The following is a 24,624-nucleotide window of genomic DNA, read 5'->3' as shown; positions in this document are numbered from 1 at the left end:
AAATGAAATCTCAATGACACCGATTTTTATAAGGTTTTGGAAAACTTTAAGCATAGACGTCAATACGCAGACGACCATGCGGCAGGGCGAAACCGATCCCAGCAACGGACAAGTCTGAAGCCTGTCGGACTGTTCACGGTGACAAATGCCCGCATTCATGATTAATATGCCTGCTTTGCTAAACCGTTTTAGCGATTAAGTGAGACCGAATCATGATGAAACGTATCTGGTGTCTGGGTGATGCCGTAGTGGATTTGCTGCCTGATGACGCAGGCCGTTTGTTGCAGTGTCCCGGCGGCGCGCCCGCCAATGTGGCAGTGGGTATCGCCCGGCTGGCGGGCAGTAGCGGATTTATCGGACGGGTGGGCGACGATCCTTTTGGTCGGTTTTTGTGTCGTACGCTGGCGCAGGAAAAGGTGGATGTTTCCCATATGCGCAAAGATATGCAGCAGCGCACCTCCACGGTGGTCGTGGCCCTGGATGAGCAGGGCGAGCGCACCTTCACCTTCATGGTGCGCCCCAGCGCCGACTTATTTCTCACGCCAGACGATTTGCCGCGGTTTCAGTGTGGCGAGTGGCTGCACTGCTGTTCGATTGCGTTACTCACCGAGCCGTCGCGCACGGCGGCGTTAACCGCCATGCAGCGTGTGCGTGAGGCGGGCGGTTTTGTCAGCTTCGATCCCAATATCCGTCTTGATTTGTGGTCCGATGCGGCGGAGTTGTTGCAATGCCTCAGTGCGGCCCTGCAACGGGCGGATGTGGTGAAGCTCTCCGTGGAAGAACTGGCCTTTATGACGGACACCGCCGACATTGACAGCGGCATCGCGCAACTGGCGCAGCGCTTCTCTCTTAAATTGTTATTAGTCACGCAGGGCAGCGCTGGCGTGCGTGCTTATTTTGATGGCCGGCAAACTCACTATCCCGCGCGCGCGGTGATCAGCGTGGATACCACCGGTGCCGGCGATGCCTTCGTGGCGGGACTGCTGTGGGAACTGGCGCAGCGGGGTTTGCCGGCGGATGAAGCGCAGCTGGCGGCCTGCCTGCGCACGGCGCAGGCGTGCGGGGCGCTGGCCACCACCGCCAAAGGCGCGATGACCGCGTTACCCAACTATCAACAGTTACAGCAGCACGGTATCTGACCCCGCCGTTTTCCCTGTTTTGCGATGTATCTCACATCCACTAAATCGGTTTAGCAAAATCCATTGCGCTTTAAAAATCGGCACCGCTATGATGCGGTGCCTAAACCGGTTTAGCAAAAAAAATACATCTGATGATAGCCTTGCCTCAGGGATGCAAAACAGTGAAAAAAAGTATAATCGCGATAACCCTTAGCACCGTATTAGGCTCAGGCTCAGCCTGGGCGGCTGACGACATGAGCAGTATTGAAGCGCGCCTGGCGGCGATGGAAAAACGGCTGGCCGCGGCTGAACAGCGTGCCAGCGTGGCGGAGCAGCGCGCGCAGGCAGCGGAACAGCAGGTGCAAAAGCTGGCTGCGGTGCAGCAGCAGAACCCGACGCCGGTTGCCGTCGCACAGACCGAACCGCGCGCCGCTCAGCCTGTTGCGCCCGCCGCCAGCAGCGAGTCAGAGGGCTTTGAGTTTCATGGCTACGCGCGTTCCGGCCTGTTGATGAACAGCTCCGCTGCGAAAACTCAGGGCGGGCCCACCGTCACGCCAGCCGGTGAGACCGGCGGTCACGTCGGGCGGCTCGGCAATGAGCCGGATACCTACGTTGAACTTAACCTCGAACATAAACAAACGCTGGCCAACGGTGCCACCACGCGCTTCAAGGCGATGCTGGCCGACGGACAGCGCACCTACAACGACTGGACTGCCGCCAGCAGCGATCTCAACCTGCGTCAGGCGTTTGTCGAGCTGGGGCAGCTACCGACCTTCACCGGTGCGTTCAAAGACTCCACGGTGTGGGCCGGTAAGCGTTTCGACCGCGATAACTTCGACATCCACTGGATCGATTCCGATGTGGTGTTTCTCGCCGGAACCGGGGCCGGTATTTACGACATGAAGTGGGGCGATGACGCCCGCAGCAACCTGTCGATTTATGGCCGCACCTTCGGGGACATCGAAAATAACGACAACACCGCGCAAAACTACATTCTGTCGCTGAATAACTTCGTCGGGCCGCTGCAGCTGATGGTGAGCGGCATGCGCGCGAAAGATAACGATCAGCGCACCGATATTGACGGCAACCGCGTGAAAAGTGATGCCGCCAGTGACGGTGTGCACGCCCTGGTCGGATTGCACAACGACAGCTTCTACGGTCTGGGGGAAGGTTCAGCGAAAACCGCGCTGCTGTACGGTCATGGCCTCGGTGCAGAAGTGAAGAGCATCGGTTCCGATGGCGCGCTGTTGCCGCAGGCGAATACCTGGCGGCTCGCCAGCTACGGCATGACGCCGCTGGGCGCTGGCTGGCATATCGCGCCGGCGCTGCTGGCGCAGAGCAGCAAAGACCGCTACGTCAAAGGCGACAGCTATGAGTGGGCCACCGTGAACCTGCGCCTGATTCAGGAATTTACGCAGAACTTTGAGATGCAGTATGAAGGCTCATATCAGTACATGGATCTGCGGCCTGAAGGCTATAACAATCGTCAGGCCGTCAGCGGCAACTTCTACAAGCTCACCGTCGCCCCCACGCTCAAAGCCAGCGACGTGGGCGAATTCCTCAAGCGTCCGGAAATCCGCCTGTTCGCCAGCTGGATGGACTGGGATCATCGTCTGGATAACTACGCCAGCGATGACGCCTTTGGCAGCACCGGCTTTAAATCCGGTGGCGAGTGGAACTTTGGCGTGCAAATGGAAACCTGGTTCTGATGAAACGGCCCGCGTGCGGGCCGCTTAGCGCATGATGGCATAACAACCAAAAACAGAGGTTACTATGGATTTTGTTACTCTTTCCCGGTCGCTGCTGCCGCTGCTGGGAGGCCGGGAAAATATCGCCAGTGCGGCGCACTGTGCCACACGTTTGCGCCTGGTGCTGGTGGATGACGCCAAAGCCGACACCGCGGCGATTGGCAAACTGGAGGGCGTGAAGGGCTGTTTTCGCAATGCCGGACAACTGCAGGTGATTTTTGGCACTGGCGTGGTGAATAAAGTGTATGCCGCGTTTATCCGCGAAGCTGGCATCAGTGAAACCAGCAAGTCGGAAGCGGCGGATATCGCCGCGCGCAAGCTCAATCCGTTCCAGCGCATTGCGCGTCTGCTGTCGAACATTTTTGTACCGATCATCCCGGCGATTGTGGCCTCTGGCCTGCTGATGGGACTGCTCGGCATGGTTAAAACCTACGGCTGGGTTAACCCCGACAACGCGCTGTATATCATGCTGGATATGTGCAGCTCGGCGGCCTTTATCATCCTGCCAATCCTGATAGGCTTTACTGCGGCACGTGAGTTTGGCGGTAACCCGTTCCTCGGTGCCACGCTCGGCGGCATCCTGACGCATCCGGCGCTCACCAACGCCTGGGGGGTGGCGGCCGGCTTCCATACCATGAACTTTTTCGGCATCGAAGTGGCGATGATCGGCTACCAGGGCACGGTGTTTCCGGTGCTGCTGGCGGTGTGGTTTATGAGCGTGCTGGAGAAGCAGCTGCGCCGGGTGATTCCGGACGCGCTGGATCTGATCCTGACGCCGTTTCTGACGGTGATTATCGCCGGCTTCGTTGCGCTGCTGGTGATTGGTCCGGCAGGACGGATGCTGGGCGACGGTATCTCATTCGTCCTCAGCACGCTGATTGCCCATGCCGGCTGGCTGGCCGGACTGGTGTTTGGCGGGCTTTACTCAGTTATCGTTATCACCGGCGTGCACCACAGCTTCCATGCGATTGAAGCCGGGCTGCTGGGCAATCCGGCGATTGGCGTCAACTTCCTGCTGCCGATTTGGGCGATGGCTAACGTGGCGCAGGGCGGTGCCTGTCTGGCGGTATGGTTCAAAACCAAAGATGTGAAAATCAAAGCGATTTCGCTGCCGTCCGGCTTTTCAGCGCTGCTGGGTATTACCGAGGCGGCGATTTTCGGTATCAACCTGCGCTTTATGAAACCCTTTATCGCCGGCCTGATCGGCGGCGCGCTGGGCGGGGCCTGGGTGGTGTCAGTGCATGTGTATATGACGGCTGTCGGTTTGACCGGTCTGCCTGGCATGGCGATTGTGCAGGCCAGTTCGTTGCTTAACTATGCGATTGGCATGGTGATCGCGTTCAGCAGCGCATTTATGATCTCTTATCTGCTCAAATACAAAACGGACGCGGAATAATGACGGCTTCTTCATTGTTACCCGATATTTTGCAGGCGGTGATGCGCGGTCAGCCGCGCGCGCTGAGCGACCCGCATTATCCGGGCTGGCATCTGGCACCCGTAACGGGCTTGCTTAACGATCCGAACGGTTTTATCCACTTCGCCGGGCGTTACCATCTGTTTTATCAGTGGAATGCGCTGGGCTGTAAGCATCAGCATAAATGCTGGGGCCACTGGAGTTCCGCCGATCTGCTGCACTGGCAGCATGAACCCATAGCGCTAATGCCGGATGAGGAGTATGACCGCAGCGGCTGCTATTCGGGCAGCGCCGTTGATGATAATGGCGCACTGACGCTGATCTATACCGGCAACGTGAAGTTCGCGGATGGTTCGCGCACCGCGTGGCAGTGTCTGGCGGTGCAGAATGCGCAGGGCGGCTTTGACAAACTCGGGCCGGTGATCGCGCTGCCCGACGGCTATACCGGACACGTGCGCGATCCGAAAGTGTGGCGGCATGGCGAACACTGGTTCATGGTGCTGGGTGCGCAGGATCAACAAAAGCAGGGCAAAGTATTGCTGCTGCGCTCGGCGGACCTGCGTGAGTGGCACAATCTGGGCGAGATTGCCGGCAGCGGCCTGAACGGGCTGGCGGCAGCCAGTTATATGTGGGAATGCCCGGACATGTTTACCCTCGGCGATACCACCTTCCTGATTTGCTGCCCGCAGGGGCTTGCCCGGGAACAGCACCGTTTTCTCAATGCGCATCCCAGCGCGTGGCTCTCCGGCGATCTTGATTACGCTAACGCCCGCTTTAGCCATGGCGAATTGCATGAGCTTGACGCCGGTTTCGAATTTTACGCACCGCAAACCACGCTAACCGCCGACGGACGCCGGCTGCTGGTGGGCTGGATGGGCGTGCCGGATGGCGAGGAGATGCTGCAGCCCACGGTGGCCAATGGCTGGATCCATCAGATGACCTGCGTGCGCGAACTGGGCACGCGTGATGGCCGGCTTTTCCAGCGTCCTGTCACTGAACTGCAGGCGCTGCGCAGCACTGAACAGCACTATCAGGGGCCAGCCGCCGATGCGCCGGTCATTGATGCGCAGCGGCTGGAGTTACTGCTGAGCGGGCAGGGCGACATCACCCTGAATTTCGCCGACCGGCTACGGCTAGAATGGCGTGCCGACGGGCTGCGGCTCGCGCGGCGCAGTCTGGCAAACGACGAGTGGCAGTTCCGTTACTGGCGCGGCGCGGTGAGTCAGCTCCAGTTACTGTGCGATCACTCCAGCGTCGAGATTTTCATTAATGAAGGAGAAGGGGTGATGAGCAGCCGCTACTTCCCGGCGCATCCGGCGCAATTAACCCTGACCGGACACGCAGAAGTGACGGCGCGCTACTGGTCGTTACGGCCGTGCATGGTAGAATAAGTCATTGTTTCCTTAACCGATGCACTGACGTGAGAAAAACCAAACGCGTTACCATAGCGGATATCGCCGCGCTGGCGGGGGTGTCCAAAGCCACCGCCAGCCTGGTGCTGAATGGCCGTGGCAAAGAGTTGCGCGTGGCGAAAGAGACGCGTGAACGGGTATTAACGCTGGCGCGCGAACATCACTACCAGGCCAGTATTCACGCGCGCTCGCTGCGCGATAATCGCAGCCATACGCTGGGTTTAGTGGTGCCGGAGATCACCAACCATGGTTTTGCCGTGTTCTCGCACGCGCTGGAAAATCTGTGTCGCGAGGCCGGCTTGCAGCTGCTGATCTCCTGCACTGATGAAAACGCCGGGCAGGAGCGGGTAGTAGTGGATAACCTGGTGGCGCGTCAGGTGGACGGACTGATTGTGGCGTCCAGCATGTTGAGCGACAGTGACTATGTGAAGCTGAGTGACCAGCTGCCAGTTGTGCTGTTTGACCGCTACGTTAATGACACGCAGCTGCCGCTGGTGATGACCGATTCGGTCACGCCGACCGCCGAGCTGGTGGAACGGCTGGCGCGCGCCAATCCGGATGAAATTTACTTTCTCGGCGGTCAGCCGCGTCTGTCACCCACCAAAGACCGTCTGGCCGGTTTTATGCAGGGGCTGGAGCGGGCGGGCATCACGCCGCGGCCGGAGTGGATTATTCACGGCAATTATCATCCCAGTAGCGGTTATGAGATGTTCGCCGCGCTGTGCGCCCGGCTGGGGCGTCCGCCGAAAGCGATTTTTACCGCTGCCTGCGGACTGCTGGAAGGGGTGTTGCGTTACATGAGCCAGCACCACCTGCTGCACAGCGACATCCGCGTGGCCAGCTTTGACGATCACTATCTGTATGACTCACTGACACTGCCGATCGATACCGTTGAACAGGATGTGCCGCGCCTGGCGCAGGAGTGTTTTACGCTGCTCACTACCATGATTAACAGCGATGAACCCATCAGCCAGCATACCGTGCTGCCGGCAACGCTGCGGCTGCGCTTTGGCAGGTAGCGCAGCCGCATCGCGTTTAACGACTCAATCGGTCTCCGGCTCACACACCTGCCATCTGACCGAGCTGACGCCTTTTTCCAGGCTGATGCGGCTGACCAGATTTTCCAGCTGATCGGTCAGGCTGGGTTTACCCAGCACTTCCGCATTTACCGCCATGCGGTGTGAGGGTTCCAGATCCTCACTGTGCAGGGATTGCAGCCGCAGACCGCTGCCACCGAGGCTATGCAGCATCAGGCTGCGCACCTGCACCTCATCGGCCGCCAGACAGATGATCTGCACTTTGTAATACTGGCTGGCGTCTTCCGCAGTAATGATGCTTTGCCGATTGATGCCCTGTGCCAGCTCGCGCAGCAGGATGTTGGCGCACAGAATAACCACACAACCGATGCCTGCTTCCAGCAACAAGCCCATGCTGCAAAGAACGCCAATCGCCGCGGTACACCACAGCGTGGCGGCGGTATTAAGGCCGCGCACATTCAGGCCATCGCGCATAATGACGCCACCGCCAAGAAAGCCGATGCCGGAAACTACATAGGCCGCGACGCGCGAGGCATCTGCGGCAATTCCCGGTACGCTTTGCGTCATCAGTACAAACAAACAGGCACCGGTGCTAACCAGCGCATTGGTGCGCAGCCCGGTCAGGCGCTGGCGCAGCTGGCGCTCGCTGCCAATCAGCGCGCCCAGAATCAGCGCGACCGTGACGCGCAATAAAAAGATTTTCCAGTCCATGTCAGACCTCACTCCATCACCGCCGGGCAATGGATATTCAGGGTTATAAGAATGGATTACAGCGGGCCAGGAAGAACGCAGGAAAAAGGGGGAGGGAAATCCACCGTCTTAACGCAGGGCTAAGACAGCGATGAGGCTATCTCAGCATCGGCACCGATTGTAATCGTGTGGGACAGGTGTCCAATTGTGTATCCTCATCAGTGAAAATTTCGCCGGCATTGTAGACGCTTTGATCCGCCAGAGCGAAGACAAATCGCGCATCGTTTAAGCGGTGTTGAACAGGCATGAGATAATCACGCGTTTTCATTACAATCAGGCTGGGGTATCTGCTAAAAAACGTTTCATAATTAATTATGTGCGCTCATCCAAATACCTTAAGGTCTGACATGCAACCAATCAGTCTGCAAACCCGGTACCGTTCTGCAAACGAAAACACCATTGCGCTGTGGGCGAAAAATGCAGGCATCGGGAACATCCGTGAAGAGAACTATTACGATCCGGTAAATCGGGGCATTAATTTTGGTGCGGTGGCGGGAGAACTGATGCTGGCGAAGACTAATTATAACTGGACGAAGTGTTATCCATTATTGCCAGCGAGGATTTGAATATGGTGAATGCGCCATAACTGGCAGCCTTAAACTAATGGAGCTGTGTATGGGTGCTACTGATTTACCTTTCGGGCTAAAGTGCGCATAATCATGATTATGTTAAATAAGATATCTGATCGCGTATTCCAATCCTTCAGTTTCGCCCTTTACGCCTCTTACCAGGCTCACAACGTCTTCCACCACGGCTACCCTATGTGAAAACTTATCCCACCGGTACGTTTGTCACCACGGTGTTATATTTATAGTGACGATGTGCGTTGCTGTCATCTGCTCAACAATACTTGCATCTATCGCTTACGGCATTGAATAAAAAATAGCATCGCTTAGGGAAATTCTTCTTTCCACTACACAGGATTCATTCAGAAGAATCTAAGCGTTTCTCAGTCATCAACATTCAGTTTTATAGTTCCACCATCTGGCACATCTCTAATCTGAACTGCAATACTTCCCCTTGCTCGCATTGCTGTTACAGATTGCTGAGCACGCAAATTCTTAACTGAAAACTCACCACCCAAAACAAAAGGAATAACAGGCACTAACCGCTGATTCTGCTTAATTTTTCCGTGCGTGATCTGCCATTGATGCATCAACGAATGACCTGTCAGAAAGTCATAATCATTTAGAATAGCATCGCACCACTGAGATAAATTTTCACACATTTTTTGGCTTTCACCGGTCTCGGGATCAAATGAGTATATTCCATCCTCCTTTAAAGAAAATTGCCCACCAAATGCATCTTCTGCAAAAAAGAAATGACCATCTGTCATACCACCATAGCTTTCGCGCCATAATTTTTCTTCATTCCAGGAAAAGACATTAAAATCATCTTGTTCGTGTGTTCCCGGAAAGACATGTAGCGCTGATTCAAAACCATAAAACCCATTGCGCATTTTCAACAGAGCAACATAATCAGGAAACTTTGATGAAGGTTCGAGCTTAAGAGTGCCATACATATCATCGAAAGGCTTTGCTAACTCATTGCTGCAAATTGACAATAGCTTTGAAATTGAGTCTTTCATGTTACTCCTTTTATGGATCTTTATTATTACTGTATAAGGTGGCAGTTGCGGTCATATTCTTAATCGTTATTTAATGGCTAACGAATATTATTAACCATGTCATATACGCAAGTCTTGATAGCCAAAGAAAAATCGCACCAAAAGACAGGTCTGATTTTGTCAGGAAAACCCTGATAAAGAAAGATGGTTTTTTATCTTCAATTAACCCCTGATAAAAATACTTTCCATAGAGTGCGAAAAGAAAAACTGACATCCCTCCAGACAAATTAGATATTAAAGATAAATCATCAAACCCTCTTCGATATTCAGCTATCGCCGCCGCCACATACCCAAGAACAAGAAAAATCAATGCACTGTTTGATAAAGCATCACGTTTAAAAAACATATAATTGAAATAAAGAAAAGAATCCTTACCTACCTTAGCGCCGCCAAGATTTTTATAAACAAAGATAAAAAAACAGACTCCCAACAGCAACAACAAAAATAGCAACATGAAGGATGATGCATTAAGAACATTATCATTTGAAATCATAATGGTATTTTTTCCTTAGTAGAGTCACCTTCAGATCTATTTTTTCATCATGAGAAGTAGTGGTGTAACCAGTAAAACCAATGCTTCACTGGTGCGTAAGAAAGGACAAAACTGCGCCGTTTTCTGTAGGGGCGCCATTCATGGCGACCAAAAAAGCAGGGAGAAATTCCACAAGCCTGCCGCGGCACATTGTATCACCGGGCCGACGGGTTTGCCCCCACTGAGCCGCGCACCACCATCCAGCTGTCAAATGCGGGTAAGGCGCCGGCGGATTGCTGGCGGATGTGGCAAATCAACCGGCGCGCGGCTTCGCGCCCCATTTCATATACCGGCTGGGCGACCACGGTCAGCGGCGGTGACATCAGCTCGGTCCAGGGAAAATCGTCGTACATCACAAAAGAGATATCTTCGGGTACGCGCAGGCCGCGTTTGGCCAGACCGCGCAGGATGCCCATCGCAATCAGGTTATCGGAGGCAATCAGCGCGCTGGGTGGTTCGGCGAGCGCCAGCAGTTCAGTCAGGATCTGCTCAATGATGGCTTCGCTGAGCGCATTAAGCCGAATCAGCGCTGGATCCAGTTCCTTACCTGCGGCCCGGTAGGCATCAATCATTCCGCTAACACGTTGCGCCACCGGCGTGGGGCCCAGCGTGATTGCCGGCGAATAAGGTGCAGCGCTGCGCATGCTCGAGAGATAAGCAATACGCTGATGTCCGGCCGCCAGTAACAGCTCCGTCGCCTGTTTGGCCACTGCGACAAAGTTCGCCTGGATGGTCTCTACCTCCATCCCCTGCACTGCCCGGTCGAACATCATTAATGAACGCCCTTCTGCCAGCACCTGGCGAAGATGCTCGTTATCCTCAAACAATGAGCTGCACGGCGCGACGATGATGCCATCGACGCGCTTATCCAGCATCACGCGCACGGCTTCCCGTTCCTCGTCCAGCGTTTCATCGCTGTTACTCAGCAGCAGGTGAAAACCCGCCTGGCGCGCGACGTCGGCCATGCCGCGCAGCGCGAGGCCAAAGTGCGGGTTTTCAATGTCGCCGACAATCACCCCGATAGTATTGGAGCGGCCGGTGTTCATGCTGCGCGCCAGCTCGTTCGGTCGGTATCCCAGCGCTTCAGCAGCCTGATTCACCCGCGTCTGCACGTCTTCACTGACGGAACCATACCCGCCCAGCGCGCGTGCCGCCTGAGCTTTGGAAACATTGGCGGCGCGGGCGACGTCGGCGACGGTCGGACCGCGTGAACGAGCATTTTCATTGGTCATAATTATTTCGAATCACAAGTTGATAACAACATAATTGACGCTGCTGATAGCGTGTGCTTAATATCAGTATATCCGAATGAGACCGGTCTCACAACCAGAGCCGGTTTCATTTTGCCCCGCGTTGAGACCGGTCTCAATAACAATAAACCGGCTTGGCGAACTCTGAAGTTTCACCTGCACAGACGGAAGAGCCTTATGACATCGCACAAACGTTTCAATCACCTGACCGCCGCCCTGTTCGGCACGGCAATGCTGGTTTCCGCCAGCTGGAGCGCCCACGCCGCCAGCGACAGTAATCCCTGGGGTTTGATCGAACCCGGTCATCTCCGCGTTGCCAGCCTCGGCGACGCGAAGCCCTACACCTTCACCGATAAAAACGGCAACTTCACCGGCTTTGACGTCGAATTCTTCAAAAATGTGGCGCATCGCATGGGCATCGATCAGGTGGATTTTATCGGTCAGGACTTCTCCGCCATTTTGCCGGCGGTGGCAAATGGCCAGTATGATGCCGGCGTCGCCGCGATTGGCATCACCCCGCTGCGCGAAAAAACCGTCGATTTCTCCACCGGCTATCTTGCGGGCTATCTGACGGTGCTGACCCGCAGCGATTCCGGGGTGAAAAACGTTGAAACCCTGGCGCATAAACGGCTGGGGGTGATTCAGGGCACGCTGCAGGAGAACTATGCGCTGCAGCACTTCAAACAGACCGATCTGGTGCGTTTCCCCGATAACAACGCAGCGGTGTCCGCGCTGAATAACGGCACGCTTGATGCCATGTTCCTCGACTACGAAGCCGCCAAAGATTATGCCACCCGCTTTAAGCTGGTCACGGCGGCGAACATCCCTTCATTTGACGCGCCTGCGGGTGTCGCCATCGCCAAAGGCAAGCCCGAGTTCAAAGCAGCGCTGGATAAAGCCATCAAAGCGGCGATGCAGGATGGGACCTGGAAACAGCTGTACCAGAAGTGGTTCCCGGGTTCGCCAATGCCGCAACAGTATCTGCCCGGCGGCCAATAACCCTGCGCATCGTTATGCGTGAGAATGCATCCGGTGACGGCGCATGTCCGTCACCCGCAACCGAGAATCGGCTATGGATCTGATCACTATTCTTTCCCGTACGTTTTTTGATATTCCATCAATGATGGACGTCCTGCCACAGCTGCTGGCAACCGGACTGGTCAACACCATCATTATCTCCGTGGCGGCCACCGTGCTGGGCACGTTATTCGGCCTGATCCTGGCGCTGATGGGCATCTCGCCCTCGCGCTGGCTGCGCGTGCCCGCGCGGCTGTATACCGATCTGTTTCGCGGCCTGCCTTCCATCCTCACCATTCTGTTGATTGGTCAGGGCCTGGCGCGTTTCAGCTATCAGCTATTTGGTCCGACGCCGTATCCGCTCGGCATTTTTGCCCTGAGCCTGATTGCCAGCGCTTACATGGGCGAGATTTTCCGCTCCGGTATTCAGAGCGTGGAACAGGGGCAGATGGAAGCCTGCCGGGCGCTGGGAATGAGCTATGGCCGGGCGATGCGCTTGGTGATCATTCCGCAGGGCATCCGCCGCGTGTTGCCTGCGATAGTCAATCAGTTCATCGCCATCATCAAAGACTCGTCGCTGGTTTATCTGCTGGGCCTGATGACCGGTCAGCGTGAGCTGTTCCGCGTCGGTCAGGATGCCGCCGTGCTGAGCGGCAACCTGTCACCCCTGATGCTGGCCGGGCTGTTCTATCTGGTGATCACCGTGCCGCTCACCCACGCCGTGAACTACATCGACGTCCGCTACCGTACCGGACGTCGCCGCGCCACCGCGCCACAAAGCGGCCTGAAGGAGCTCGATGAAGTGCAGCAAAAGCGCAACGTGGTTCCGGCGGTCTCCCTTACCAGCGAGCGAGGACATTAATATGGCCATGCCATCTGCATTTCACGGCGCCAGCCTCGAGCTGCGCAATCTGACGCTGGCGTACGGCCCGATTGAGGTGCTGCGCAATGTGTCGCTGAGCATCGAACCGGGCACTACCACCTGCATCATCGGTCCCTCGGGATCGGGAAAATCCACCCTACTGCGCGGCATCAATCGCCTGCATGAGCCGAAGAACGGCGATGTCTTACTGGCCGGGCGTTCTGTGCTGAAGGACAAGCCCGATGCGCTGCGGCTGAGAATTGGCATGGTGTTTCAGCATTTCAACCTGTTTCCCGATCACAGCGCGCTGGAAAACGTGGCGCTGGCACCGTGGAAAGTGAAAGGCCGCCCGAAAGCCGAAGCGCTGGAGATTGCCCGTCAGCGGCTGGCCGAGGTGGGGCTTGCTCAGCGAGCCGATCACCGGCCGCGCGATCTCTCCGGAGGTCAGCAGCAGCGGGTGGCAATAGCGCGCGCGCTGGCAATGGAGCCGGAAGTGATGCTGTTCGATGAAGCCACCTCGGCACTCGATCCTGAACTGGTGAAAGGCGTTCTGACGCTAATGGCCGATTTGTGCCAGCGCGGCATGACCATGGTGGTCGTGACCCATGAGATGGGCTTCGCCCGGCGCGTGGCCGACCAGGTGGTGTTTATGGATGAAGGCGAAATCGTGGAAGCCGGCACGCCGGAACAAATCTTTGACCGTCCGCAGTCCGCGCGCCTGCAGCGTTTTCTGTCGGAGGTGCTGTAATGACACATCTTCAGGTTAGCGGCCCAGTCCGCACGGCGCTGGTGGGATTTGGCGTCGCCGGCAGCGTGTTTCATGCACCGCTGCTTGCCCATAACGCCGACTATCGTCTCGACGTTATCGTCACAGGTGATGCCCAACGCGTAGCGACCGCGCAGCAACGTTACCCCCAGGCGCGCGTGCTGCCGGACTGGCCAGCGCTGCTCAAGGCCATTGATGGCGGCGAGATCGGCATCGATCTCATCGTGCTGGCCACGCCGCCGGCGCAACACGCGGAGCAGGCTGTGCAGGCCAGCCAGCGCGCGATCCATCTGGTGGTGGATAAACCGTTCGCACCAGACGTGCAGGCGGCAGAAACGATGATCGCCGCCGCGCAGCAGGCCAATACTTTGCTCACCGTGTTTCATAACCGACGCTGGGACGGCGACTTTCTGACATTACAGCGCCTGGTGCACCAGGAAGCCTTCGGCACCGTAAGGAGTTTTGAGTCGCGTTTCGAGTGGTGGCGACCGCAGGGATTCGGCAACTGGCGTGACAGTGTCACGCTGGCACAGGGCGGTGGTTTATTGCTGGATCTCGGCAGCCATCTGATTGATCAGGCCATCCAGCTCTTTGGCCCGGTCGCCCATGCCACGGCAGAGCTGGCGCGCCATTCCGGCCCGCAATCGGACAGCGACGAGGACTGTTTTGTCTCATTGCTGCACCACAACGGCGTGCGCTCGCGGCTGTGGATGAATGGCCAGGCGGCACTGAATGCGCCGCGCTTTCACCTGCTGGGCAGCAAAGGCGCTTTCACCCACTGGGGGCTGGACAATCAGGAGCCGCAGCTGGCGGCTGGCATGTCGCCCGGCGATAGCCAGTACGGCGTCACGCCGGCAGAAAACGTTGCCCGGGCCGGCACGGTCGGGGCAACCACAACGGTGCCGATTGAACGTGGCGACTACCCCGCTTTCTATCAGCTGTTAGCCCACGCGCTGTTACATGGTGGGCCGCCGCCGGTTGATGCGCGTGAAGCGCTCGGCGTTTTACAGCTTATTGAGCAGCTCCATCAGCAGCATCGCGTACGTATTGCCTGAAGGGCGAACATTTTTTAACAGAAGGAATGAATGATGTCTGACAAAACCGTGGCAAAAACCGTTATCGTGCTGGGTGGCGGCATCCTCGGCGTCTCAACCGCCTGGCAGCTGGCGCAGGCGGGCGCGCAGGTCACGCTGGTGACGGAAGCGGCACTCTGCTCCGGCGCCACCGGCCGATCCCTCTCCTGGCTCAACTCCGCGGGCGAGCGTTCGCAGCCTTACCATGCGCTGCGCATGGCGGGCATTGACCGCTATCGCACGCTGTTTGCCCGTCATCCGCAGCTCGACTGGCTGCGCTTCGACGGCGCGATTTACTGGGCCGCAGACGATGACGCGGGCACCAAAGCGCGTCATCACTATGAAAAAGCGCAGGGCTACGACTCAAAGCTGATCAATCGCGCCACGGTCGGTGATGTCGATGCACAGGTGAATCCGGCCAGCCTGAGTCAGGTGGCGATTGCCAACCCCGGTGAAGGCTGGGTCAGCCTGCCGCATCTGGTTGAGCATCTGGTTCAGGCATTGCGCGCGCTGGGCGGAGAGATCATTGAGCACGCCGGTAAAGCCAGCGTGATCACCAAAGACGGCCGGGCCAGCGGCATTCGCAGCGAAAAACGCGGTGAGCTGCTGGCCGATCGCGTACTGGTAGCGTGTGGCCCGTGGACGCCGGAAGTGGTTGCCCCGCTCGGCGTGCACATCCCCAACGGTTCTCCGGTCTCTATGCTGGTGACCAGCCAGCCCGGCGATCACCGGCTGCAGGTGGTAATGAATACGCCGCGCGCGGCGGTCCGGCCTAATCCCGGCAACACCATCGCCGTCGATCACGACTGGTATGAAGAGCACATCGTCGCGCAGGCCGACGGGCAGTACAGCATTGATACCGCAGTCATTAACCAGCTGATGGCGGAAGCGGGTAACCTGATCGCTGACGGCGCGCCGCTGAAAGCCAGCAGCTGGAAAATCGGTCTCAAACCGATTCCTGGCGATGGCGAACCGGTGGTCGGTGAGCTGCAGCAGGTTCCCGGCTGTTTTGTTGTCTTCACCCATTCCGGCGCCACGCTGGCATTGATCCTCGGTGAGATACTGACGCAGGAGATACTCACCGGCGTTAAACACCCGATGCTGGCGACCTTCCGCCCGGAAAGATTCAGCTAACGTCAGCACCAGCGCCACGATGATGGTGGCGCTGGCTACACGCCCTGTTGTCTGTCACACACCTCTCGTTTGCCCGATCCCATCGCTTCATCCACGCGCCCTTTCCGCTTCCCTGCTGGTCTGATATCCGCTTATTGCCGGTTTCTTTTCCGATGACAACCGCCAGGGCCAGATAAACTAAGAGTCCGCTATTGAGGCCACAAAGCTTCAGCGGCGGAAAATGTCACATTTTTCACGCAAATCACGACAATCTGAACACAGGAAACCCCTTATGCGTATCGCCATACTCGCCCTGGAAGGTAGCGTACTGTCCGCCGTTGCCGGAATGACCGACCTTTTCTGGATAACCAACAAAGCGATTGCCTCTTCCCCCGTGCACGCCGCACGCTTTCCCGATAAAGCTTTTGAAACGCTGATTGTCAGCGCCAACGGTGACCCGGTGTGGGATACGGAAGGCCGCCTGATTCACATCGACAGCTCATTTCAGGGGGCCGGTGCGGTTGATGTGGTGATTGCGCCCGGCATGTTGCTGGGACCCGACCTGCAACCGATCAACCTCGACAGTATCCGTCAGGCTGCCGGCTGGTTTAACAAACTCTATCAGCAGGGTGTCTGGGTTGCTGCTGCGGGCACCGGTGGCGTGATCCTCGGCGAGGCGGGTTTGCTGAATGACCGTTCCTGTACCACCACCTGGTGGGTCAGCCATATGCTACAGGCGCGCTATCCGCAGGCGCGACTGGCGAAAGGCAAAACGCTGGAGGAAGACGATCGCGTCATTACCAGCGGTGGCTGTTTTTCGTGGATATCGCTGGCCCTGTATATCATTGAAAAAAGCGCCGGCAAGGCGGTGGCGGATCTCACCCGGGAGATGTCGCTGGCCGATAACCCTGTGCTGCACACCCACCTTCCCGACTCGCCGGGAATGGGGAAAAGCAGCACGCCGTTTCTGGTGCGGGCGCAGGAGATCATCCGCCTGGAAAATCCTGCCATCAATGCCGCGCAACTGGCAGCCGCACTGAACGTTACCGGGCGTACCCTGCAGCGCAGAATGAAAGCCCTGTCGCAGGAGACGCCAAAAGAGTTTATTACCCGCATCCGCATTGAACTGGCCTGTACCATTCTGGCCAGCACCGACGTCAGCGTGCGTCAGACCGCCATGCAGTGCGGCTACAGCGAAGACACCGCCTTCCGTAAAGCCTTCCATCAGGTGATGGCGATGACGCCGGCTCAGTATCGTGAGTGGATAGCACACCGTAAGGCGCAGGTAATTAGCGCCAAATAGTACGCCACGCATTTTGAAAGTTTTTTAATTACTTCAAAATTAATGATCCTGAGAAGTTAATTTATTCATATTTTTTGAAATAACCTTTTGTGATGTGATGCCGATTAACGCTGAGTTGTTGTGTTCTTCCTTTTAAACTTTTTTCCAGGTAAACAGATGATGAATATTACTCAAAGACTTACCCTGGCTTTCATTTTGCTCTCAGCTTCACTGGTGGTGACGGGTATTATTTCTGTGCGACTGCTGGGCGGTTTTCAGGACCGTTTTGAATACGTACAGGCTAACGCAATTCCTTCTATTCGCGATTTATCCGAGCTGATCGATCGCAGCAATAAACTCTCTCTGTCGCTATATAAGCATCAAAGCCAGACTGACAATGCGCGCATGCCGCCGGTCGAGAAAGAGATCGCCCAGCGCCTGGCCGATATTAAAACGCTGGCAGAATATTATTTAGCCAATGATATCTCCAGCGACGAAGACAAGCAGATCACCATTAAAGGCCTGGCGACGCTGCGCGTGGTTGAATCGCGGTTGCCGGCCTTTCTGGCTGCTTCACACGCTCATCAGGATGACGTCACGCTCGGCATGCTGGAAGCCGAAAGCGGTATTGGCGGCGCCATCAGCCAGTTAAAAAATGATTATCGCCAGCAGATGTCGCTTAATTTGTCGCTGGGTGACGGCTTGCGCGTGGTCAACCAGGAGATTTATCACCGCACATTCTGGGGATTGAGTGCCGGGGTCGCGGTGACACTGCTGTTACTGGGTACGCTCACCGCGTTAACTCTGGTGCGCATTCGTCAGAGCCTGAAAGCGATTGGTCAGGTGATGGATCACGTTGGCAGCAGCCTTGACCTGAGCGTCACCGCCGATGACAGCAAAAAAGACGAAGTCGGCAACATGGCCCGCGCCTTTAACCAGCTACTTGACCGGGTTGGCAGCGCGCTGGCGCAGGTCAGTACCGCTTCTCACGCTGTCAGTTCTGCGTCGGCACAAATCGCCGCCGGCAACGAAGATCTCTCCTCGCGGACGGAACAGCAGGCCGCCTCGCTGGAACAGACGGCGGCCAGTATGGCGGAACTGAGCGAAACCGTGCGTCAGACGGCCGACAATACCCGGCAGGCTAATCGTCTGGCCGGTAACGCGACAGAACTTTCAGACGCCAGCGCGGTGTCGCTGGGCAATATGCTCAGCACCATGGCGGAGATCCGCTCCAGCTCGAAAAAAATCACCGAAATTGTCACGCTGATCGAAGGCATTGCCTTCCAGACCAATATTCTGGCGCTTAACGCTGCCGTCGAAGCGGCGCGCGCCGGCGAACACGGAAAGGGCTTTGCGGTGGTCGCGGGTGAAGTGCGCAACCTCTCGCAGCGTTCGACCCAGGCAGCCAGGGAGATCAAACAGCTTATTGATACCTCCTACAGCCTGGTGGAATCTGGTGCGGTACAGGCCGAAGCGGTGGAAGAGAACATGGCCGGACTGAAAACCGCGTTCCGTCAGGTGAATGACCTGGTAAGCGAAATCGCTGCCGCCGCCGAAGAGCAAAACACCGGCATCTCGCAGGTACACCTGGCGATTAATCAGATGGATGATGTCACGCAGCAGAATGCGGCGCTGGTAGAGGAGGCTTCTGCCGCATCCGCGTCATTGCAGGATCAGGCGCAAACTCTGTCCGGCCTGGTGAATCAGTTTTCACTGGCCGGGTCCGCGCGACCTGCTGAGCGCCCGAAAACGGTCTCCGCGCTGAAACGTCCGGCTGCTGTACCCGTGGCCGCCGGGCACGGCATGGACGCGGACTGGCAGAGCTTTTAACCCCATCCGCCCGGCCAGACCGTAAATTGCGTTATTGTTCCGGACCGCCGTGATGTTCACGGCCGGTCCGGCTTCGCCTCCGCTCACAGCAGCTGGCTGAGGTGCAGCTGCCCCATCAACAGCGGGTTATCGCTGTAATCTACCGGGATGGCGACCACAGCCGGTCCTTCCACCTCCATCGCCCGCCGCAACGTGGGTTCCAGTTCAGCTGCGCTGTTCACCGAAAATCCAGCGGCACCAAACGCCTGCGCGTAAGCTTTGAAATCCACCGGCCCGAAGTTCACACCGGACACGCGCTGGTATTTCTTCTCTTCCTGAATCGCCACCATGTTATAGCCATTGTCGACCCAGATGATGTGCAGAATATTGGCCTTTAACCTGACGGCGGTTTCCAGCTCCATGCTGGATTGCAGAAAGCCGCCGTCGCCCGACACCGAAACCACTTTACGGGACGGATCGACCAGCCAGGCGCCAATCGCCCACGGCAGCGCCACGCCCATGGTTTGCTGCCCGTTGGAAATCATGATTTGCCGTGCCCGAAAGCTGTAGAGGTAACGGGCAATCCAGATATGAAAACTGCCCATGTCGACCGTCAGGCTGACGTCACTATTAATGATGTCCTGCATCGCCCGGACGATACGCAGTGGATGCAGGGCGAACTGATCGAGGCTGGCACCCTGCATCGCCAGCAGCTGACGCTGTTGCTGCCGATCCTGCAGAATGGTGGCGGCAGCGTCGCTGAGCTGCAGCGGCGACGTGATTTGCGCGGCGATTTTGCGCACCGTACCGGCGATATCACCTACCAGTTCGGCGTCGGGCTGATAGTGGTTATCGGTCTCGGCGGGCAGCACGTCGATGTGCACCAGCAAGGCGTTGCTGCTGTTCCACATGGCCGGTTCATACTCGACCGGGCTGTAACCAATGGTGATAATCAAATCCGCCTGCTGGAGCAGGCGGTCACCGGCCTGATTGTTAAACAGGCCAACCCGGCCGGCAAAGCGTGAGAAGTGCTCCTGCCGCACCGCGCCCGCCGCCTGATAGGTGCTGGTCACCGGAATACGGCTTTTGCTCAGCAGTTCATGAATCGCCGCGCTGTTCTCCGGCTGGCTGGCCATCAGGCCCAGCATAATCACCGGATTTTTCGCCCGCGTAATCTCGCGGCTTACGGCATTCACCAGCGCGTCGGGCGCAGCGCCCAGCGTGATGTGTGCTGAACGCTGTAACAGGCTGCCTGACACCGGCTGGTCAACAATGTCCTGCGGCAGACTGAGGAATGATGCGCCGCCGCGCCCGTTTTCGGCATGGCGAAACGCGTTCGATACGCACTCCGCGAGCGCCGAGGCATCAGTGACTTCGACGGCAAATTTGGTCACCGGGCGAAACATCGCCACCGTGTCCATGCTTTGATGCACCTGTTTGGCACTGTCGGAGCGCTTAACCGCCCCGCCGATCGCCACCACCGGATCGCCTTCGCTGGTGGCAGTGGCCATGCCGGTCACCAGGTTCGAGCAGCCGGGGCCAGACGTCACCAGCGCTACGCCGGCGTGGCCGGTCAGACGGCCAATCGCCGCGGCCATGAACGCCGCGTTGGCCTCGTGGCGCACCGGAATCAGCTGAATGGAGGAATCCACCAGCGAATCAAACACCTTGTCGATTTTGGCACCGGGAATGCCAAAAATATGGTTTACGCCCTGCGCTTCCAGCTGAGCGACAACCAGGTCTGCACCACTGTTCCACAGCGTCTGGGTTTTAAGCTGTTTCATGATCACCTCTGCGATTAACTTTCGACGGAACGGATCGCGGCATCCAGATCCTGCGGATTGAGATCGGCCTGTAAAAACTCTCGATCCTGCGGCAGGTCGACCACCAGCTTGCTGATGGCACCAAACGTCAGCGTGCCCTGCTCCAGCACATAGTCGAGGATATGCCCGCCGCCCTGACGATCGTCGGTGATGAAGTGCTCGTGATAGCCGGCGACGTTAATACCCTGCATATATTGCGGCGTGCGGAATCCAATCAGCTCACCGTCGCGCTGGCGAAAATCAAAGGTGGGCTGATTGCCCAGCACTTCCGGCATAGAGCGATACGGACGGCACTGGCAGGGCACGGTGCGCGTCTGTACCGAGGCAAAGCGGCCGCTCAGGCGCAGCGCGCAGAAATGGTTATCGGAGGTGATGATGCGATCAATCACCTGATGGACGTCATCGCGCGTGGCGGTATGCGCAAAGCGGTGCTGATGTTCCGGTTTAAAGAAGGTCATCACGGCGAACGGGGTTTGTTGCTCAGGCCGCGCCGGACTGGCGCTGCCGTCGGCGCGCAGCTGATAAACCTGCCGGTCAAATGCCACCAGTTCACCATCCAGCTGATTGAACGTGCCGAGGCCAAAATCGCCCTTCTGCAACAGCTGCGCGACGGTGGTTGAACCGTCATAGACGCCGTTGAGCAGCGCACTCATCAGGGAGGTCTGATAGATAACCTTTTCTGGTGATTGCTGTTCCAGTTGAGTGACGGATGCTTTTAGCTGATCTTCGCATGAACAATCAGATACAAAGTTACACATTTGCTGCCTCACAATCAGATAGTTAAGCCGTGTTAATATCATGGTGGGCTACATAGCTCACAGAATCCAATAGTGAAAACTGCCAACTTCGAGACGTTTTTGATATGGAACTTCGCCACCTGCGTTATTTCGTTGCCGTTGCTGAAACGCAGCACTTTACCCGCGCTGCCGAGTTGCTGGGCATATCGCAGCCACCGCTCAGCCAGCAAATCCAGCGGCTGGAGCACGAGATCGGCACGCCGTTGCTGAAGCGCCTGACGCGCGGCGTGGAACTGACCGATGCGGGCCGCGCGTTTCTGCCCGATGCGATAGCGATTGTGCAGCTGGCCGATATGGCGCTGGAAAAGGCGCGCGGCGTGGCGCGCGGCATGAGCGGCCAGATGTCACTGGGTTTTGCCAGCTCGGTGGCGTTTGGCGCGCCGGTGTTTGAACTGATTCGCGCCTTCAAAACGCGCTACCCGGCGATGGAGCTCATCACCCGGGAAGAGAACATGGCGCTGCTGATGCAGGACTTAGGGGAAGGTTTACTGGATGCGGCGTTCATTCGTCTGCCGTGTGAGAGCAGTAAGGCGTTTAACCTGAAAGTGATCGCCACGGAGGAGATGAAAGTGGCGCTGCCAGCCAGCCATCCGCTTAGCCATTTGCAGAAAGTCTCGCTGGCGCAGCTGGCCGAAGAATCACTGATTATTTTCCCGCGCGAGGTTGCGCCCAGCCTGTACGAATTAATCGTCAGTGCCTGTCTGCGCGCCGGCTTTGATGCAACACGCTTTCAGCAGGCACCGCAGATTACCTCCTCGCTCGGCATGGTGGGCGCAGGCTGCGGGGTTGCGCTGGTGCCGGCTTCACTGTGCTGCGTGAGTAATCCACAACTGGTGTTTCGTGACATTGAGAATAATACATTGTTTACCGACATTGCCTTCGCCTGGCGGCGTAATCATCCGGCCAAAACGGTGCTGCATCTGTTAAGTTTAATTGAAAGTGATTAAGTCCGGCACAAACGGAATTGGCAACATTTATTACGATAATAATCTCGCGGGATATTATTATATCGCTCATTAAAGGTCACCGGAGAATGTTGGCACACGGTGTATTTCAACGGCGCAATTAGTAACTGCTTCATTTTCAAGCGCTATCTGTTGTTCGTGCTACTTATTTATAGGTAGAAATAAACGATATTATCTGGCCGGCTAATGCGCGCATTGCACTGCAGTTCGATGAAATAAAGGAATCGTCGCTTACTAAAAAACTCGTTAAAGAAAATAAATATGACAGATGCCCGCGTTAAGCCTACCATGAGTGATAACTATTATTTAATGCGCGCGGAATTATCCTGCCAGCGACACTGTGTTGTCGGCTGCAGACTGCACTTTTGCTGTTAAATTTCGCACCGGAACCAGGCCGGCGCGGAGGAACTTATGCTGATGAACTTTAACGGTGACGACGATCGCCGTGCGCGGGCATTGAAGGCGCTGCGCAGTCGCGACGAAAGCCGTGACGACGTATTACAAAACTTTGTCCGGCTGACCAGTCAGGCACTGGGTATTCCAGGTAGCTTTGTCTCGGTTCTGGATGATGAACATCAGCATATCTGCGCCGCCCACAATTTTGCGCTGGAGCAGTCTTCCCGCGAGGACTCGCTGTGCCGCCACGCCGTGGACAGTGACGGCGCGGTAGTTATCTCCGACACCCTGCTGGATGCGCGTTTTGCCCGTCATCCGCTGATCATCGGTGCCCCTTTTATCCGCTTTTACGCCGGTGTGCCGCTCAGGCATCGTGACGGTTACGTGCTGGGCACGCTGTGCGTGACCGACGTTGCACCGCACCCGTTCAGCGCTGATCAGGTGAAGGTATTACAGCTGCTGGCCGATCTGGTGATGTCATTCCTCGAAGCGTGGCACTGCGCCGGCTTCACCGATCCGGTCACGGCACTGCCTAACCGCCAGCGCCTGATTCGCGACCTGCAGCGGCTGGCCTCCATCGGGGACCGGACGCCGCAGCGGCTGATCCTGATCGACTGCATTGACATGCCGCGCGCCTACGAGCTGGCGCGCTCCATGGGCATGGGGCCGGTGGAAAGCCTGCTGAAGCACGTCACCACGTTACTGCCTTTGCGCCTGCAGCCCGGTGCGGACGACATCATTTATACCGTCGCCACCGGGCGTTTTGCGATTCTCACCATGGATAACAGCCCGCTGACCGCCGCATCGGTGGCGGAAAACCTGGCAGGGATCAGCGCGGATTTGGACGCGGGCATCTCTGTCGCCCTCACCTGCTTTACCGGCGAGGTCATTTTCATTCCAGCAGAACTCCGCGCACAGGAAGTGCTGCGCCGGGCGGTAAGTGCCCTGCATGAGGCGATTGGCAACCGGGTGCCTGCCATGAGCTTCAGCCTGGTAGCCGATCAGCGCCGCACTCAGGACTTTCTGCTGATGAACGATCTGGCTGCGGCACTGCAACAGGATCAGGGCCTGTGGCTGGCGTTCCAGCCGAAGATCTGCCTGAACAGTGGCCGGCCCGTTGGCCTGGAGGCACTGGTGCGCTGGCGGCATCCGCAGCGCGGCGAACTCGCTCCCGATCTGTTTATCCCGCTGGCGGAACAGACCGAGCTGCTCAGTGCCTTAACCAGCTGGGTGACCGACAAGGCGATCGCCAGGCTAAAACGCCTGCAGCACAGCCCTCTCCAGCTGCCGGTGACTATCAATATCAGCAGCCGCGACTTCTCTGATCCCGGCTTTGCCGATGCGCTGGAAACGAAGATGCTGCAGGCCCGCCTGCCGACCTCGCTGCTGGGCATTGAATGTCTGGAGACCGAGCAGATTATTAACAGTCCCGCCGCGCTACAGGGGCTGGAGATGCTCAAGCTGCGTGGGTTTGGCATCTCGCTGGATGACTTTGGCACCGGCTACAGCAATATCGGCTACCTGCGACGGATGCCGCTGGATGTGATCAAGCTTGATCGCGCGCTGATCAGCGAAATCGCCTCAGATACCGCGTCGCGGATTATCGCGCGCAGCATCATTACCATGCTGAAACAGCTGGATTACACCGTACTGGCTGAAGGCGTAGAGAATGTCGACACCGTTGCTGCGCTGGCGGAGTACGGCTGCGATCAGGCGCAGGGTTACTTTTATGCGCGCCCGCTGCCGGAAAGCGAGCTGGATGCGTGGCTGACGCGCCAGCTCGCGGCACAAAGCTGAGGTATGGTTCAGTGTACGCCGGGGAGCGTCTGGAGC

21 protein-coding genes are annotated in these 24,624 nt (G+C 57.3%); 15 read left to right on the top strand and 6 right to left on the bottom strand.

Annotated elements, in window-relative coordinates:
- Positions 1–212 precede the first annotated feature (212 nt).
- From C1N84_RS19355 to C1N84_RS19335, 5 genes are all read left to right on the top strand, one after another.
- Positions 213–1,139 carry an aminoimidazole riboside kinase gene (locus tag C1N84_RS19355; RefSeq protein ID WP_264444640.1) on the top strand — a complete coding sequence of 309 codons (927 nt, stop codon included), beginning with the start codon at positions 213–215 and terminating at the stop codon, positions 1,137–1,139.
- A 131-nt stretch (positions 1,140–1,270) separates the two neighbouring features.
- Complete coding sequence (locus C1N84_RS19350) at positions 1,271–2,827, top strand: carbohydrate porin (RefSeq protein WP_168714985.1); 1,557 nt, start codon at positions 1,271–1,273, stop codon at positions 2,825–2,827.
- A 64-nt stretch (positions 2,828–2,891) separates the two neighbouring features.
- On the top strand, positions 2,892–4,262 hold the full coding sequence (locus C1N84_RS19345; RefSeq protein ID WP_021509443.1) for a sucrose-specific PTS transporter subunit IIBC: 1,371 nt from the start codon (positions 2,892–2,894) through the stop codon (positions 4,260–4,262).
- Positions 4,262–5,671: a sucrose-6-phosphate hydrolase gene (locus C1N84_RS19340; protein WP_264444644.1), complete on the top strand. Its 1,410-nt coding sequence runs from the start codon at positions 4,262–4,264 to the stop codon at positions 5,669–5,671. Before C1N84_RS19345 ends, C1N84_RS19340 begins: the two co-directional genes overlap by 1 nt.
- Positions 5,672–5,700: 29 nt before the next feature.
- The gene (locus C1N84_RS19335; RefSeq protein WP_260641183.1) at positions 5,701–6,711 is read left to right on the top strand and encodes a substrate-binding domain-containing protein; all 1,011 of its coding nucleotides are present in this window, start codon (positions 5,701–5,703) and stop codon (positions 6,709–6,711) included.
- Positions 6,712–6,735: 24 nt separating this feature from the next.
- Here the strand turns inward: C1N84_RS19335 and C1N84_RS19330 are convergent, their stop codons facing one another.
- Complete coding sequence (locus C1N84_RS19330) at positions 6,736–7,440, bottom strand: MgtC/SapB family protein (RefSeq protein ID WP_021509440.1); 705 nt, start codon at positions 7,438–7,440, stop codon at positions 6,736–6,738.
- A gap of 386 nt (positions 7,441–7,826) precedes the next feature.
- Here C1N84_RS19330 and C1N84_RS19325 point away from each other — a divergent pair, with 386 nt between their 5' ends.
- Positions 7,827–8,045: a hypothetical protein gene (locus C1N84_RS19325; protein ID WP_264444650.1), complete on the top strand. Its 219-nt coding sequence runs from the start codon at positions 7,827–7,829 to the stop codon at positions 8,043–8,045.
- Between the two features lie 383 nt (positions 8,046–8,428).
- Here C1N84_RS19325 and C1N84_RS19320 read toward each other — a convergent pair whose 3' ends face one another.
- From C1N84_RS19320 to C1N84_RS19310, 3 genes are all read right to left on the bottom strand, one after another.
- Positions 8,429–9,067, bottom strand: coding sequence for an SMI1/KNR4 family protein (locus C1N84_RS19320; protein ID WP_264444652.1), 639 nt, complete (start codon positions 9,065–9,067; stop codon positions 8,429–8,431).
- A gap of 70 nt (positions 9,068–9,137) precedes the next feature.
- Entirely contained in the window at positions 9,138–9,599 is a 462-nt protein-coding gene (locus C1N84_RS19315) for a hypothetical protein (RefSeq protein WP_264444654.1), read from the bottom strand.
- A 194-nt stretch (positions 9,600–9,793) separates the two neighbouring features.
- The gene (locus C1N84_RS19310) at positions 9,794–10,870 is read right to left on the bottom strand and encodes a LacI family DNA-binding transcriptional regulator (protein ID WP_159377730.1); all 1,077 of its coding nucleotides are present in this window, start codon (positions 10,868–10,870) and stop codon (positions 9,794–9,796) included.
- A gap of 195 nt (positions 10,871–11,065) precedes the next feature.
- On the opposite strand from C1N84_RS19310, the gene C1N84_RS19305 reads away from it, so the two are divergent.
- The 7 genes from C1N84_RS19305 to C1N84_RS19275 all read left to right on the top strand — a co-directional run bounded on the left by C1N84_RS19305 (position 11,066) and on the right by C1N84_RS19275 (position 18,831).
- On the top strand, positions 11,066–11,887 hold the full coding sequence (locus C1N84_RS19305; RefSeq protein ID WP_058759175.1) for an ABC transporter substrate-binding protein: 822 nt from the start codon (positions 11,066–11,068) through the stop codon (positions 11,885–11,887).
- Positions 11,888–11,960: 73 nt separating this feature from the next.
- Positions 11,961–12,767 carry an amino acid ABC transporter permease gene (locus tag C1N84_RS19300; protein ID WP_021509434.1) on the top strand — a complete coding sequence of 269 codons (807 nt, stop codon included), beginning with the start codon at positions 11,961–11,963 and terminating at the stop codon, positions 12,765–12,767.
- 1 nt (position 12,768) lies between these two features.
- Entirely contained in the window at positions 12,769–13,515 is a 747-nt protein-coding gene (locus C1N84_RS19295; protein ID WP_021509433.1) for an amino acid ABC transporter ATP-binding protein, read from the top strand.
- A complete protein-coding gene (locus tag C1N84_RS19290) occupies positions 13,515–14,588 on the top strand; it encodes a Gfo/Idh/MocA family protein (protein WP_264444660.1) in 1,074 nt (357 codons plus the stop codon). The genes C1N84_RS19295 and C1N84_RS19290 overlap by 1 nt, the downstream gene beginning before the upstream one ends.
- Positions 14,589–14,621: 33 nt before the next feature.
- Complete coding sequence (locus tag C1N84_RS19285; RefSeq protein WP_222987158.1) at positions 14,622–15,740, top strand: NAD(P)/FAD-dependent oxidoreductase; 1,119 nt, start codon at positions 14,622–14,624, stop codon at positions 15,738–15,740.
- Positions 15,741–16,011: 271 nt separating this feature from the next.
- Positions 16,012–17,022, top strand: coding sequence for a GlxA family transcriptional regulator (locus tag C1N84_RS19280; RefSeq protein WP_264444663.1), 1,011 nt, complete (start codon positions 16,012–16,014; stop codon positions 17,020–17,022).
- 159 nt (positions 17,023–17,181) lie between these two features.
- Positions 17,182–18,831 (top strand): methyl-accepting chemotaxis protein, encoded by a 1,650-nt coding sequence (locus C1N84_RS19275; RefSeq protein ID WP_394541917.1) that lies wholly within the window; start codon positions 17,182–17,184, stop codon positions 18,829–18,831.
- Positions 18,832–18,914: 83 nt separating this feature from the next.
- Here the strand turns inward: C1N84_RS19275 and alsS are convergent, their stop codons facing one another.
- Together alsS and budA are read right to left on the bottom strand one after the other, a co-directional pair.
- On the bottom strand, positions 18,915–20,594 hold the full coding sequence (gene alsS / locus C1N84_RS19270) for an acetolactate synthase AlsS (RefSeq protein WP_262264959.1): 1,680 nt from the start codon (positions 20,592–20,594) through the stop codon (positions 18,915–18,917).
- A gap of 14 nt (positions 20,595–20,608) precedes the next feature.
- Positions 20,609–21,391 carry an acetolactate decarboxylase gene (gene budA, locus C1N84_RS19265; RefSeq protein ID WP_238562326.1) on the bottom strand — a complete coding sequence of 261 codons (783 nt, stop codon included), beginning with the start codon at positions 21,389–21,391 and terminating at the stop codon, positions 20,609–20,611.
- A gap of 104 nt (positions 21,392–21,495) precedes the next feature.
- Here budA and C1N84_RS19260 point away from each other — a divergent pair, with 104 nt between their 5' ends.
- Both C1N84_RS19260 and C1N84_RS19255 read left to right on the top strand, forming a co-directional pair.
- The gene (locus tag C1N84_RS19260) at positions 21,496–22,377 is read left to right on the top strand and encodes a LysR family transcriptional regulator (protein ID WP_264444670.1); all 882 of its coding nucleotides are present in this window, start codon (positions 21,496–21,498) and stop codon (positions 22,375–22,377) included.
- 429 nt (positions 22,378–22,806) lie between these two features.
- A complete protein-coding gene (locus C1N84_RS19255; protein WP_264444672.1) occupies positions 22,807–24,588 on the top strand; it encodes a bifunctional diguanylate cyclase/phosphodiesterase in 1,782 nt (593 codons plus the stop codon).
- Positions 24,589–24,624 lie beyond the last annotated feature (36 nt).

The sequence above is a fragment of the Pantoea sp. SGAir0418 genome (assembly GCF_043529865.1).
Note: the sequence above shows the minus strand (reverse complement) of the source record. Positions and strands in the feature narration are given on the sequence as shown.

Bases quoted from the DNA above. Each gene is read 5' to 3' on its own strand.
- C1N84_RS19340 (WP_264444644.1), top strand. From the start codon at position 4,262: ATGACGGCTTCTTCATTGTTACCCGATATTTTGCAGGCGGTGATGCGC.
- C1N84_RS19305 (WP_058759175.1), top strand. From the start codon at position 11,066: ATGACATCGCACAAACGTTTCAATCACCTGACCGCCGCCCTGTTCGGC.
- C1N84_RS19255 (WP_264444672.1), top strand. From the start codon at position 22,807: ATGCTGATGAACTTTAACGGTGACGACGATCGCCGTGCGCGGGCATTG.
- C1N84_RS19295 (WP_021509433.1), top strand. From the start codon at position 12,769: ATGGCCATGCCATCTGCATTTCACGGCGCCAGCCTCGAGCTGCGCAAT.
- C1N84_RS19310 (WP_159377730.1), bottom strand. From the start codon at position 10,870: ATGACCAATGAAAATGCTCGTTCACGCGGTCCGACCGTCGCCGACGTC.
- C1N84_RS19315 (WP_264444654.1), bottom strand. From the start codon at position 9,599: ATGATTTCAAATGATAATGTTCTTAATGCATCATCCTTCATGTTGCTA.
- C1N84_RS19280 (WP_264444663.1), top strand. From the start codon at position 16,012: ATGCGTATCGCCATACTCGCCCTGGAAGGTAGCGTACTGTCCGCCGTT.
- C1N84_RS19330 (WP_021509440.1), bottom strand. From the start codon at position 7,440: ATGGACTGGAAAATCTTTTTATTGCGCGTCACGGTCGCGCTGATTCTG.
- C1N84_RS19320 (WP_264444652.1), bottom strand. From the start codon at position 9,067: ATGAAAGACTCAATTTCAAAGCTATTGTCAATTTGCAGCAATGAGTTA.
- alsS (WP_262264959.1), bottom strand. From the start codon at position 20,594: ATGAAACAGCTTAAAACCCAGACGCTGTGGAACAGTGGTGCAGACCTG.
- C1N84_RS19260 (WP_264444670.1), top strand. From the start codon at position 21,496: ATGGAACTTCGCCACCTGCGTTATTTCGTTGCCGTTGCTGAAACGCAG.
- C1N84_RS19275 (WP_394541917.1), top strand. From the start codon at position 17,182: ATGAATATTACTCAAAGACTTACCCTGGCTTTCATTTTGCTCTCAGCT.
- C1N84_RS19345 (WP_021509443.1), top strand. From the start codon at position 2,892: ATGGATTTTGTTACTCTTTCCCGGTCGCTGCTGCCGCTGCTGGGAGGC.
- C1N84_RS19325 (WP_264444650.1), top strand. From the start codon at position 7,827: ATGCAACCAATCAGTCTGCAAACCCGGTACCGTTCTGCAAACGAAAAC.
- C1N84_RS19290 (WP_264444660.1), top strand. From the start codon at position 13,515: ATGACACATCTTCAGGTTAGCGGCCCAGTCCGCACGGCGCTGGTGGGA.
- C1N84_RS19285 (WP_222987158.1), top strand. From the start codon at position 14,622: ATGTCTGACAAAACCGTGGCAAAAACCGTTATCGTGCTGGGTGGCGGC.
- C1N84_RS19350 (WP_168714985.1), top strand. From the start codon at position 1,271: ATGATAGCCTTGCCTCAGGGATGCAAAACAGTGAAAAAAAGTATAATC.
- budA (WP_238562326.1), bottom strand. From the start codon at position 21,391: ATGTGTAACTTTGTATCTGATTGTTCATGCGAAGATCAGCTAAAAGCA.
- C1N84_RS19355 (WP_264444640.1), top strand. From the start codon at position 213: ATGATGAAACGTATCTGGTGTCTGGGTGATGCCGTAGTGGATTTGCTG.
- C1N84_RS19300 (WP_021509434.1), top strand. From the start codon at position 11,961: ATGGATCTGATCACTATTCTTTCCCGTACGTTTTTTGATATTCCATCA.